12 protein-coding genes and 2 tRNA genes are annotated in these 12,049 nt (G+C 61.7%); 7 read left to right on the top strand and 7 right to left on the bottom strand.

What is annotated here, in order from left to right:
* Window positions 1-158: 158 nt before the first annotated feature.
* A tRNA-Pro gene (locus tag NKJ40_RS25180) sits at window positions 159-235 on the bottom strand.
* A gap of 160 nt (window positions 236-395) precedes the next feature.
* Here NKJ40_RS25180 and NKJ40_RS25175 point away from each other — a divergent pair.
* The 3 genes from NKJ40_RS25175 to NKJ40_RS25165 all read left to right on the top strand — a co-directional run bounded on the left by NKJ40_RS25175 (window position 396) and on the right by NKJ40_RS25165 (window position 2,109).
* Window positions 396-701: an ETC complex I subunit gene (locus NKJ40_RS25175; RefSeq protein WP_352468388.1), complete on the top strand. Its 306-nt coding sequence runs from the start codon at window positions 396-398 to the stop codon at window positions 699-701.
* 50 nt (window positions 702-751) lie between these two features.
* A tRNA-Arg gene (locus NKJ40_RS25170) sits at window positions 752-828 on the top strand.
* A 60-nt stretch (window positions 829-888) separates the two neighbouring features.
* Complete coding sequence (locus tag NKJ40_RS25165; protein WP_352468387.1) at window positions 889-2,109, top strand: anion transporter; 1,221 nt, start codon at window positions 889-891, stop codon at window positions 2,107-2,109.
* A 107-nt stretch (window positions 2,110-2,216) separates the two neighbouring features.
* Here NKJ40_RS25165 and NKJ40_RS25160 read toward each other — a convergent pair whose 3' ends face one another.
* The 4 genes from NKJ40_RS25160 to NKJ40_RS25145 all read right to left on the bottom strand — a co-directional run bounded on the left by NKJ40_RS25160 (window position 2,217) and on the right by NKJ40_RS25145 (window position 5,267).
* Window positions 2,217-2,531, bottom strand: coding sequence for a cupredoxin domain-containing protein (locus tag NKJ40_RS25160; RefSeq protein ID WP_352468386.1), 315 nt, complete (start codon window positions 2,529-2,531; stop codon window positions 2,217-2,219).
* A gap of 11 nt (window positions 2,532-2,542) precedes the next feature.
* On the bottom strand, window positions 2,543-3,067 hold the full coding sequence (locus NKJ40_RS25155) for a DUF4142 domain-containing protein (protein WP_352468385.1): 525 nt from the start codon (window positions 3,065-3,067) through the stop codon (window positions 2,543-2,545).
* Window positions 3,068-3,171: 104 nt separating this feature from the next.
* On the bottom strand, window positions 3,172-3,843 hold the full coding sequence (locus NKJ40_RS25150; protein WP_023677637.1) for an RNA polymerase sigma factor: 672 nt from the start codon (window positions 3,841-3,843) through the stop codon (window positions 3,172-3,174).
* 254 nt (window positions 3,844-4,097) lie between these two features.
* Window positions 4,098-5,267: a cystathionine beta-lyase gene (locus tag NKJ40_RS25145; protein ID WP_352468384.1), complete on the bottom strand. Its 1,170-nt coding sequence runs from the start codon at window positions 5,265-5,267 to the stop codon at window positions 4,098-4,100.
* Between the two features lie 427 nt (window positions 5,268-5,694).
* On the opposite strand from NKJ40_RS25145, the gene NKJ40_RS25140 reads away from it, so the two are divergent.
* From NKJ40_RS25140 to NKJ40_RS25125, 4 genes are all read left to right on the top strand, one after another.
* Window positions 5,695-6,723 (top strand): amino acid ABC transporter substrate-binding protein, encoded by a 1,029-nt coding sequence (locus tag NKJ40_RS25140; protein ID WP_352468383.1) that lies wholly within the window; start codon window positions 5,695-5,697, stop codon window positions 6,721-6,723.
* A 63-nt stretch (window positions 6,724-6,786) separates the two neighbouring features.
* Window positions 6,787-7,974 (top strand): amino acid ABC transporter permease, encoded by a 1,188-nt coding sequence (locus NKJ40_RS25135; protein WP_352468382.1) that lies wholly within the window; start codon window positions 6,787-6,789, stop codon window positions 7,972-7,974.
* A gap of 4 nt (window positions 7,975-7,978) precedes the next feature.
* On the top strand, window positions 7,979-9,136 hold the full coding sequence (locus tag NKJ40_RS25130) for an amino acid ABC transporter permease (protein WP_352468381.1): 1,158 nt from the start codon (window positions 7,979-7,981) through the stop codon (window positions 9,134-9,136).
* A gap of 69 nt (window positions 9,137-9,205) precedes the next feature.
* Complete coding sequence (locus tag NKJ40_RS25125) at window positions 9,206-9,955, top strand: amino acid ABC transporter ATP-binding protein (protein WP_031194215.1); 750 nt, start codon at window positions 9,206-9,208, stop codon at window positions 9,953-9,955.
* A gap of 125 nt (window positions 9,956-10,080) precedes the next feature.
* Here the strand turns inward: NKJ40_RS25125 and NKJ40_RS25120 are convergent, their stop codons facing one another.
* Complete coding sequence (locus NKJ40_RS25120; protein WP_352468380.1) at window positions 10,081-10,521, bottom strand: YqaA family protein; 441 nt, start codon at window positions 10,519-10,521, stop codon at window positions 10,081-10,083.
* 13 nt (window positions 10,522-10,534) lie between these two features.
* Window positions 10,535-12,043, bottom strand: a complete 1,509-nt coding sequence (locus NKJ40_RS25115) for a multicopper oxidase family protein (RefSeq protein WP_352468379.1) — start codon at window positions 12,041-12,043, stop codon at window positions 10,535-10,537.
* Window positions 12,044-12,049: the final 6 nt, after the last annotated feature.

The raw sequence follows: 12,049 nt of genomic DNA, 5'->3' as shown, positions 1-12,049 counted from the left end.
CCCCCCCCCCCTATTTTTTTTTTCCCCCCCACCCGCCGAATCTCCATCTCCTTCTTGTGCGGGTGGGGGCTTTTTTTTTTATATGTGAGGGTCCCCCAGGGGTGTGACCCGCCTGCGCTGCCGACAAGATTTGCTTGAGACAAGATTCGGTTGATGAATGGTCGGAGTGGAGAGATTCGAACTCCCGACCCTCTGGTCCCAAACCAGATGCGCTACCAGGCTGCGCTACACTCCGAACGGTCTGTTGCCTAGTGATTTCAGCCCACCAAAGCAAGCGTAAAAAGCCATCGGCCTTGCTGCCGGCGGCATTGCGCAGTAATGACGGGCTGGTGCATGGCCAGAGAGCAATAATGTGGTCTCGGGGTCGTGTGCTTGCAACCAGCAATGAGGTGGTCATGTCAGCCCGCATTTTCAGCCCAGCCAAAACCGCGATGCAGTCCGGCAAGGCCAAGACCGGCTATTGGGTGCTGGAATTCGATCCGGAGCAGCGCAAGAAGATCGATCCGCTGATGGGCTACACCACGTCCGGCGACATGCGAAGCCAGATCAGGCTGACCTTCGACACAAGAGAAGAGGCGGTCGCCTATGCCGAGAAGGAAGGGCTGGCTTTCCGCGTCGAGGAGCCGAAGGAAATCAAGCGCCGCCAGATTTCCTATGCGGAGAATTTCCGCTATGACCGCAGGATGCCCTGGACGCATTGATCCCATACCGGCCCTGCCGGCACAATCCGTCGGTCATGCGGCCGGCCAGCGGTCCCGTAGCTCAGCTGGATAGAGCACCGGCCTTCTAAGCCGATGGTCACAGGTTCGAATCCTGTCGGGATCGCCAATATTTTCAGGTCCATTCCGGACAGGTTCACTCGCCAGTCGCGAACAGGATTTCCGAAGCATGACAGCGATGGGCGCGGCGGCACTGCTGATCCTTGTCCTGACCTATGCCGGCGTCGCCGTCGGCAGGATACCTGGGCTGCGCCTCGACCGGGCAGGCATCGCGCTGCTCGGCGGTGCGGCGATGATCGCCATCGGCGCGCTCGACATGGAAGACGCCTACCGCGCCATCAGCTTCGACACCATCACGCTTCTGCTCGGCATGATGATCGTCGTGGCGCATCTGAAAGTGTCGGGCGCCTTTCGCGCGCTCGGCGGGTTCGCCATCGAGCATGCGCATGCGCCGTTCATGCTGCTGGTGATGGTGACGCTGTTGACCGGCGTCCTGTCGGCATTCCTCGTCAACGACGCCATCTGCCTGGTCATGGCGCCGATCGTCGTCCACGTCACCCGCGTCATCAACCGCAACCCGGTGCCCTACCTGATCGCCACGGCGACCGCATCCAATTGCGGCAGTGTCGCCACCATCACCGGCAATCCGCAGAACATGGTCATCGGCGCCTTGTCGGGGATTTCCTATCCGGCCTTCTCGGCGGCGCTTGCGCCGGTCGCGGCGTTCGGCCTCGTTGCCGTCATCGTCATCATCCGCATCGTCTACCGCGCCGAATTCTCGCGCAAGGCCGAGCTCAGCCCCGAAGTCTATCGCGGCCGCATGCTGCCGGGACAGGTGCTCAAGGCGGTGGTCGTCTGTATCGGTTTGGCGGTCGCCTTCTTTGCCGGCGTTCCCGTTGCGAAGGCCGCGCTGATCGGCGGCGCCATTCTGTTGCTGACCCGCGCCATCAAGCCTGAGCGCATCTATCGCGAGATCGATGGGCCGCTGCTGTTCATGTTCGCCGGGCTTTTCATCGTCGTCGCCGGGGCGGAGAAGACGCTGCTTACGCCCGACATCGTCGCTTCGGCAAAAGACCTCGGGCTGAATGATGTCTGGCGGCTGTCCGGCTTCACCGCAGTGCTGTCCAACATCATGAGCAATGTCCCGGCCGTGCTGGCGCTGAAGCCGTTCGTGCCCGGACTGGAAAACCCCGAGCGGGCCTGGTTGGTCGTCGCCATGAGTTCGACGCTGGCCGGGAATTTCACGCTGCTCGGCTCGGTCGCCAATCTGATCGTTGCCGAGCACGCGCGGGTCTCCGGCAAACCGCTGGGCTTCATCGCCTTCTTCAAGGTCGGCCTGCCGTTGACGCTGGTCACGCTTCTTGTAGGGACGGCATGGCTGGCGGCCTAAAAGCGCGTCGCATTCGACCCGCCTCATGCGAGGCGCTTTAGGTTCTTTTTTATGCATGTCGTTATCGCAAAACCGCTGCACACTTTTGCGCGACATGCATTAGCCAGTCAGGGCGATGTCACCGTGAGATGGCCTTTCATGTTCGGATGGAAGCGGCAGAAATAATCGACCGACACCGCCTTCTTCACCGTCAGGCTCGCCGCCTTCTTCGGCGGGATCATCACTTCCCAGCCGCCGTCGACGGTTGCCGTGTGGGCGAACACGTCCTTGTTCACCCACTTGATCGTGTCGCCGACCTTCGCCTCGACCTTTGCCGGCGAAAACACAAGCTTGTCGATCGTCACCTCGATGGTTTCGGCCTTGGCCGGTGCGGCGCCCATGGTCAGCGCCAGCGCAACCCACAGATGCCGCCTCGACACCATTGGCCCAATCCTCACTTCAGCATGCCGGCGACGTGTTCGGCGTGCTGTTCGTGGCCCTGGAATATTTTCAGGCCGGTTTCCAGCAGGCTTTTCAGCTCGGCATTGCTGGCCGACGGAATCAGCAGTGTTTCGAGCGCGCCATTGACCTGCTTGTGGTAGGCCACTTCGCTGGCGACATAGGCCTTGTCGAACGCCGCGCCCTTGAGCTTGGCAAGCTTGGCACGTTCCTCGGCCGCCGCCTTGGTCAGCGCTTTGCTGGTCGGATTGTCCTCAGGCGTGACCTTGAGCTTCTTGACCAGGTCGAGAGCCTGTTTGTTGACCGCCTCGTGATCTCGCACCATGTCCTTGGCGAAATCCACGACCTCCTTGTTCTTCGATTTCTTCAGCGCCTGCTTGGCCGCTTCGACATCAAGCACGCCCGCCGTGTAGGCGATATGTGCGATCTGCGGATCGGTCGGCTTGTCGGCAGCTTGCGACAAGGGCGCTGCGCTAAGCAGGAAAAATGCGGCCAGTGCCGCGGTCGGTCGAATAAACATGATGCTCTCCTTCGCCCGGACGCGGAACTGCATCGGGCTTCGTTTTCAGTGACGCTAATTGGATGCAGGTCGCCGGCAAACGTTCCCGCGAAAATCGGCGCGACCTATCCGGAAAGACCAAGCCGCTGCATCACGGCATTGGTGAGCCGTTCGCAGCGCCGGCCCGCGAAGGGAAAGGCATCGAGCAGCACCGGGCCGATCTGGTCGTCCAGCGCCTTGCGCACCAGCGCACGGGCGCGGTGCAGCCGGGTCTTGATGGTTTCTGGTCGCACGCCAAGCAGTTCGGCGGTCTCCTCGATGCTCAATCCTTCGATGACGCGCGCCACGAACACCATCCGGTAGACATCGGGAAGACTGTCGGTTGCCCGTTCGACAAGCTCAAGGATCTGCCGTTGCGCCATCGTCCGCTCCGGATCGTCGCTCGGGTTGAGGGGAAACCGGATGATTTCGGCTTGCGGGTTTTCAGGCATCGCTACCATTCGCCGCCTTTTGCGCAAGCGGCCGAGCGCTTCGTTGATCACGATACGCGACAGCCACGTGGCGAGCGAGGCATCGCCGCGAAAGGCCTCGAGATGGGCAAAGGCGCTGACATAGGCCTCCTGGACGATGTCCTCGGCCTCGCTGTCGTTACGCACGACGCCGCGGGCGATGCGGTAGAGCCTTTGGTTGTGCGTCTTGATGATGGTGCGGAATGCATCGCCATCACGTGCCAGCGCGCGGCCGACAAGCTGCATGTCGCCGGAAGCGGCGGGCGTTGCCGTCAACGCAGCAGGCATGGCCGATCTCCTGATAGGCTTCTCATCGCGACATTGGATGCTTCGGCCGACAAAAGGTTCCCGACGAATCCGCCGGCCAGCCTCGATCCGTATCAAGCGCCGGCAGAGGCTATTCTACTGCTTCCACCACAGCGGCGTCTCTATTTTGTAGACGCCCGGTTCATCGGCTGGTCGGTCGCCATGACATCGCTCAGGATCGCAATTTTTCCAGGCTGTTACGCCGATTTCCTGGCTCAGCCTGGAAAGGTGCTGGCTCAGGCCTCTGCGGCAGCCGCCAGCCCGCGCGCCAAGTCGGCCTTCAAATCCTCGACATCCTCGAGCCCGATCTGCAGGCGCACCAGCGGCCCGTCATACGGGCCCTTGGCGACGGTACGGTCGCCCAGGAATACCGGCACGGCAAGGCTCTCATAGCCGCCCCACGAATAGCCGAGGCCGAAAAACTTCAACGCGTCGAGGAAGGCGTGCTGCTGCTTCTGTCCGCCGCCTGCAAGAACGATAGAGAAGATGCCGCTCGATCCGCAAAAATCGCGCTTCCACAAAGCGTGGTCGGGATGGCTGGGCAGCCCCGGATGCAGCACTTGCGCTACGCCCGGCTGACCCTCCAGCCAGCCGGCGAGAGCAAGCGCGCTCTTTTGATGGCGCTCCAGCCGCACGCCCATTGTGCGCAGGCCGCGCAGCACCTGGTAGACGTCATCCGGCCCGGCGCAGCAGCCCATCGTGTTGAACGTCTCGCAAAGCTGATTCCAGCAGGCTGCGTTGGCCGAGACCGTGCCGAGCAGCACGTCGGAATGGCCGGCCGGGTATTTGGTCGCCGCATGGATCGAGATGTCGACGCCATGATCGAGGGGGCGGAAGTAGAGCGGCGTCGCCCAGGTGTTGTCCATCATGACGATGGCGCCGGCGGCATGTGCTGCCGTGGCGATGGCCGGTATGTCCTGCATCTCGAAAGTGTTGGAAGCCGGCGATTCGGTGAACACCACCCTGGTGTTGGGCTTGATCAGCGCCGCGATGCCGGCCCCGATGCGCGGTTCGTAATACTCGACCTCGATGCCCAGCCGCTTCAGCATCGTGTCGGCGAAGTTGCGGGTCGGATGATAGACGGAATCGACGATCAACAGATGATCGCCGGCCGACAGGAAGGCGAGCAGCGGCAGCGTCACCGCCGCCAGGCCGGACGGCACCGCGACCGTGCCTGCCGAACCTTCGAGCGCATCGATCGCGCTGTTCAGCGCATCGGTGGTCGGCGTGCCGCGCGTTCCGTAGGTGTATTTCTGGCTGCGTGAAGCCATCGCCGCCGCATTGGGATAAAGCACGGTCGAGGCATGCACCACCGGCGGATTGACGAAGCCGAAATAGTCATGCGGGTTGTTGCCGGAATGGGCGAGCCGCGTGTTGATGCCCATCTCGCTGCCGTCTTTTGCCATTGCTTTTCGTCCCATGGGTAGGTCGTTAGCCATAGTGCGGCGGCATTGGTCGCGCAACCGCACCGCACTCGCCAGGCCAAGGTCTTGAATATGCCAATTCAGCAGTGCGCCGTAGATCCTCTGGACGGTTGCCAGGTGTGCTTGGCAAGTCACGGTCGGACTTTGCCGGCTTTATTGGCGCGCTGACCAATTTGCGAGCGCGTTTGTCTGCAATTTCAGGCATTTCAGGCGATGGGTTTTCAAAGTCTTTCGGATTCGGTCATTTCCCTTGACCTCACAGGAATAATCGCCTTCGATGTTGTTCGTGAATGGGAGGCAGCGCGTCGGTTACGATGCGGGATTCCGGTAACGGGCCGGAATACATAGCTGCGTTCACACAGGAAAAAGTCAGGTTCGCCTGGAAAAAACAGAAAAGGGTCTGTGGGTCATGAAACACATTGCAATCGGCATTTTGGGCGCCGCCGCGTTTGGATTCGCGGCTTCGGCGGCTTCGGCGGCCACGCTCGACGATGTCAAGGCGAAGGGCTTCATCCAATGCGGCGTCTCGACCGGTCTGGCCGGCTTCTCGGCGCCGGACGACAAGGGTGAGTGGCAAGGCATCGACGCGGATTTCTGCCGCGCTGTGGCAGCCGCCGTGTTCGGCGATGGCACCAAGGTGAAGTTTACGCCGCTCAGCGCCAAGGAGCGGTTTACCGCTCTGCAGTCGGGTGAGATCGACATCCTGTCGCGCAACACCACCTGGACCATCAATCGCGACACCGCACTCGGCCTGAACTTCGTCGGCACGACTTATTATGACGGCCAGGGCTTCATGATCAACGCCAAGAAGCTTCCGGGCGTGAACTCGGCGCTGCAGCTTTCGGGTGCGGCGGTCTGCGTGCAGAGCGGCACCACGACCGAGCTCAACCTTGCCGACTATTTCAAGTCGAACAAGATGGAGTACAACCCGGTCGTCTTCGAAAAGCTGGAAGAGGTCAACGCCGCCTATGACGCCGGCCGCTGCGACGTCTACACCACCGACCAGTCGGGCCTCTATGGCATCCGCCTGACGCTCGGTGCGCCGGCCGACCACGTCGTGTTGCCCGAGATCATCTCCAAGGAACCGCTTGGGCCGGCCGTGCGCCAAGGCGACGACCAGTGGTACCACATCGTCAAGTGGACCTATTTCGCATTGCTCGACGCCGAGGAACTCGGCATCACCAAGGCCAATGTCGACGAGATGAAGAACTCGGACAGTCCTGAGATCAAGCGCGTGCTCGGCCAGGAAGCCGACACCAAGATCGGCACCGATCTCGGCGTCTCCAACGACTGGGTCGTCAATATCGTCAAGGCCGTCGGCAATTACGGCGAGATGTTCGAGCGCAATGTCGGCTCGGGCAGCCCGCTGAAGATCGCGCGCGGCATCAACGCGCTGTGGACCAAGGGTGGTCTGCAATACGCTCCGCCGATCCGCTGATCGAAAATGGATCCGGAAGGCAGATCGTCTGCCTTCCGGTCTCTCTTTCCAGGGGACTGTCGAATGGCATCGCAGGAAGTTCTTCGCGAGGAGCCAAGCCGCGGTTCCTTCATCAATGATCCTCGCGTCCGCGGTATATTCTTTCAAGCACTGGTCCTCGTCCTGCTGGTGGCGGGGGTCTGGTGGGTTACCCACAACGTCATCGTCAATCTGACGCGCTTGCACATCGCCTCCGGCTTCGGCTTTCTCAAGGGCCGCGCCGGTTTCGACATCAGCGAAAGCGCCATCGCTTATTCGTCGGATTCGACTTATTTCCGAGCCATCCTGGTTGGCTTTATCAACACCGTGATCGTTGCCGTCGTCGGCATCATCACCGCCACCATTATCGGTTTCATCGTCGGCATCGGCCGACTGTCGCGCAACTGGCTGATCAGGAAGATCTGCACTGTCTACGTCGAGGTCTTCCGCAACATCCCGCCGCTGCTGGTCATCTTCTTCTGGTATTCCGGCGTGCTTGCTGTGCTGCCGCCGCCGCGCGAGAGCATCAATTTGCCGTTCGGCTCCTTTCTCAACCAGCGCGGCTTCTATTTTCCGCGCGCTGTCTGGGGCGAAGGCTCCTGGCTGATCCTGGTCGCCCTGCTCCTCGGCATTGCCATGGCCTGGTTCGTTGCCCGCAAGGCGCGGCAGCGGCAGATGGCGACGGGTCAGCCGTTCCCGGTGCTCTGGACATCCATAGCGTTGATGGTCGGCCTGCCGCTGCTGGCCTACGCGCTGAGCGGCTTTCCGCTGAGCTTCGAATTCCCGAAACAATCGACCTTCAACCTGGTCGGTGGCTTTCAGGTCAGGCCGGAGTTCCTGTCGCTCTATCTGGCGTTGTCCTGCTATACGGCCGCCTTCATCGCCGAGATCGTGCGCGCCGGCATCAGGGGCGTCAGCACGGGCCAGACCGAGGCGGCCGCGGCACTCGGGCTGCGCTCGGGATCGATCCTCAGGCTTGTCGTCGTGCCGCAGGCGATGCGCATCGTTATTCCGCCGCTGACCAGCCAGTATCTGAACCTGACCAAGAACTCTTCGCTCGCCATCGCCATCGGCTACCCCGACCTGACGGCGACTGCCGGCACTGTCTTGAACCAGACCGGGCAGGCGGTCGAAGGCGTGGTGATCATGATGGCTGTCTATCTCGCGCTCAGCCTGATCACGTCGGCGATCATGAACGTCGTCAATGCCAGGATGGCGCTGGTGGAGAGGTAGGGCCATGCAGGAACACGACATGTCCTGGGTGCGGACGGAGATGACGCTGGCGCAGCCGGCGCCGTCGAGCGAGCGTGGCCTCACCGCCTGGATCCGCAAGAACCTGATTGCCACCACGGGCGACACCATCTTGACCATCGTCGGCATCGCGCTGGTCGCTATGATCCTGCCGCAAATCATCAATTGGGCCTTCATCAACGCCCAGTGGACCGGACCGGATCGCTCGGTCTGCGCCACCGTGGCGCAAGGCGGCATCCAGCCGGATGGCTGGGCCGGTGCTTGCTGGGCATTCGTCAACGCCAAGTTCGGCCAGTTCATGTTCGGCACCTATCCTATCGAGGAGCGTTGGCGGCCGATCCTGGTGGCCATCCTGTTCGTGGCACTGCTGGTGCCTCTGCTCATCCCGCGCGTACCGCGCAAAGGACTGAACGCCATTCTTCTCTTCCTGGCGCTGCCGGTCGTCGCCTTCGTTCTGCTGGTCGGCGGCATGTTCGGCCTGCCGCATGTCGAGACGTCGCGTTGGGGTGGGCTGCTGGTGACGCTCAGCCTGTCCTTCGTCGGCATTGCCGTGTCGCTGCCGATCGGTATCGTGCTGGCGCTCGGCCGGCGCTCGAACATGCCGATCGTCAAGCTGCTGTGCGTGATCTTCATCGAGACGGTACGCGGCATCCCGCTGATTACGGTGCTGTTCTTTGCCAGCGTGATGCTGCCGCTGTTCCTGCCGGCCGGCGTCAGCTTCGACAAGTTCCTGCGCGCGCTGATCGGCGTGTCGCTGTTTGCCGCCGCCTACATGGCCGAAGTGGTGCGCGGCGGCCTGCAGGCGATCCCCAAAGGCCAGTATGAGGGCGCCGATTCGCTCGGCCTCAGCTACTGGCAGAAAATGGGTCTGGTCGTCATGCCGCAGGCGCTGAAGCTGGTCATTCCCGGCATCGTCAACACCTTCATCGGCATGTTCAAGGACACCAGCCTGGTCATCGTCATCTCGATGTTCGACCTCCTCGGCATCGTCAAGCAGAACTTCTCCGACGCCAATTGGGCGACGCCGCAGACGGCCAGATCCGGCCTCGTCTTCGCCGCCTTCATCTTCTGGCTGTTCTGCTTCGGCATGTCGCGCTATTCAATGTACACGGAACGCCGTCTCGACACCGGCCACAAACGCTAAAAAGGGGACCTTGTCATGGTCATAGAAAACGCCGTCAGCGCGGAAGAGATCAAGGTCAATGCCGCCAAGATGCACATTTCCACCACCGATGTCGCCATCGACATCATTGCCATGCACAAATGGTACGGCGAATTCCATGTGCTGAAGGACATCAATCTAAAGGTGATGCGCGGCGAGCGCATCGTCATCTGCGGCCCGTCTGGCTCCGGCAAATCGACGATGATCCGCTGCATCAACCGGCTGGAGGAACACCAGAAGGGCAAGATCATAGTCGACGGCAAGGAACTGACCAACGATCTGAAGAAGATCGACGAGGTGCGCCGCGAGGTCGGCATGGTGTTCCAGCACTTCAACCTGTTCCCGCATCTGACCATTCTGGAAAATTGCACACTGGCGCCGATCTGGGTGCGTAAGATGCCGCGGAAGCAGGCCGAGGAAATCGCCATGCATTTCCTCACGCGCGTCAAGATCCCGGAACAGGCCAACAAATATCCCGGTCAGCTTTCCGGCGGCCAGCAACAGCGCGTGGCGATCGCCCGCTCGCTGTGCATGAACCCGCGCATCATGCTGTTCGACGAGCCGACCTCGGCGCTCGACCCGGAAATGATCAAGGAAGTGCTGGAGACGATGGTCGGGCTGGCCGAGGAGGGCATGACCATGCTCTGCGTCACCCACGAGATGGGCTTTGCGCGCAAAGTCGCCAACCGGGTGATCTTCATGGACCAAGGCCAGATCGTCGAGCAGAACACGCCGGCCGAGTTCTTCGACCACCCGCGCCACGAACGCACGAAACTGTTCCTGTCGCAGATCTTGCACTGATCCTGTACGCCGGTCGGGACAAGACCGGCGGACCAGGCTCTCTGTCTTGCTCGGGCCTTGCGCGTATTCGACGAGCGGTGGTGCTCGGGAGGATCTGCCCTTTGGTCGATGGCGAGCATCGGGAACTATCTTAGCACCCACAATCCTCCTGCGACGATCACCGCATATCGTGCAGCCTTGCCCAATGCGACAAGCATCACGAATACGCCGAGATGCATGCGGGCCGCGCCTGCCGCGACAGTGAAGGCGTCCCCGACGACCGGCAGCCAGGCGAATAGGAGCAGCCACGCGCCAAAGCGGCGAAAGCTCCGGCTCGCCCGCTGGTATCGTTCACGGGTAATGGGAAACCATCGCCTAGATTGCAGCGTATCGATGCCACGCCCCAGCATCCAGTTCACCACCGAGCCGAGCGTGTTGCCGATTGTGGCGACCGCAAGCAGTAGCACCGGATCGCCACGGCCGCCGGCGATCAAGCCGGCGAGCACAACTTCCGACGAGACCGGCAAGATGGTTGCGGCGAGGAATGCGCTGGTGAACAGGGCGCCATAGATTGCCAGTGCAGCCACGTCGAGCGACCGGCTATGCCTGCACGTCGATGACGCCCATCATGCCAAGCTGCTCGTGCTCCAGGATGTGGCAATGATACATCCTCCGCCCGGGGCGATCCTGGCGCAGCAAAAGCCGCACCGTTTCGCCGCGCGCCACGTTGACCGTGTCCTTCCAGCCGAGATAGGCCGGTTTCGAGACCTGCCCACCACGTTCGTGCTCGACCACCTGGAACTGCGTCCCGTGAACATGGAACGGATGGTCCATGTCGGCCTTGTTGACGATTTCCCAGAGCTCGACCTGTCCTGTTTTCGACACCACGTCGATGCGGCCCATGTCGAACGCCGCGCCGTTGATCAGGAAGCCCATCTGCATATCCGTCGTGCTCATCGTCATCGTTTCGGTGAACACGAAACGCCGGCTGACGGCCGGGGTGCCAAGTTGCGCAATTGGTCGAAGCTTTTCCGGCAGCGGAGGAAACGCCTCTGCAGGCGTGTCCGAAACATTGACCGTAAGCAATGCCAGGCCTGCATCGGCGGGGCGGCCTGCGCCCATCCAGCCGCGATCGTAGTCGAGCGTGTTCAGGGTGACGGTTCCGGGCTTCTCAAACGAAACGATCAGTTCAAGGCGTTCCGCCGGGCTGAGCAGGACATCCTTGGCTGCCACCGGCGCCTCCAGCAGACCGCCATCGGTGCCGATGATCGTCATGGGTGCGCCGTCGAAGGAGAGCCGCAAAAAGCGCGCGTTGGTCGCGTTGTAGAACCGAAATCGCCGCTTTGTTCCAAACGGGACCGATAGCGCGGGATTTTTCTGTCCGTTGACCAGCACGTGATCGCCGACGCGCCCGTTCATCAAATCGACCATGGTGTTGTCCGGCATGGTGCCGTCGGCGGCAAGGCGAAGGTCTGTGAACACCAGAACAGTGTCGCCATACTCGGCCGGGATCGGGTCCGCCTTCGGCTTGACCACGAACGCGCCGGCAAGTCCGCGATAGACCTGCTCGGCCGTCTTGCCGTGCGGATGCGGATGATACCAGTACGACCCCGCGGTTCCTTCGGGCAGTTCGAAGCTGTAGGTGCGCTCCGTGCCCGTCGCAACGGGGTCCATCGGATTGCCATCCTGGTCAGCTGGAACCGGCATGCCATGCCAATGGATGGTGCTCGTCTCTTCAGGAATTTGGTTCGTGAATACAATCTCGACACGGTCGCCTTCAGTCACCTCGATCAATGGCCCCGGGCTCATGCCATTGTACCCAAGGATTGGCGTGTCGAGCCCATCTGCAAAGCGAACCATGGCGGGTTCAGCCGTGAGGTTTGCTCTGAACAGGCGGGGCGAATTGGCTTCATTGGCTAGCAGCGGCAACTCGCGCAACGCCTGGCCCTCAGGCAGCATGGCCGCGCTTTTTGGTGCCCCGTCCATGTCGTGGCCCGTGTGACCGCCCATATCCATGCCGGGCATCTCGTCCATCTTCATCTGGGCGATGGCGCGCGGGCTGGCGAGAACCGTGGCAACGCCTGCCGCCAGAAAACTGCGTCGATCCATGTGTTG

The sequence above is a fragment of the Mesorhizobium sp. M0119 genome, assembly GCF_040322615.1.
GTDB lineage: Bacteria > Pseudomonadota > Alphaproteobacteria > Rhizobiales > Rhizobiaceae > Mesorhizobium.
Note: the sequence above shows the minus strand (reverse complement) of the source record. Positions and strands in the feature narration are given on the sequence as shown.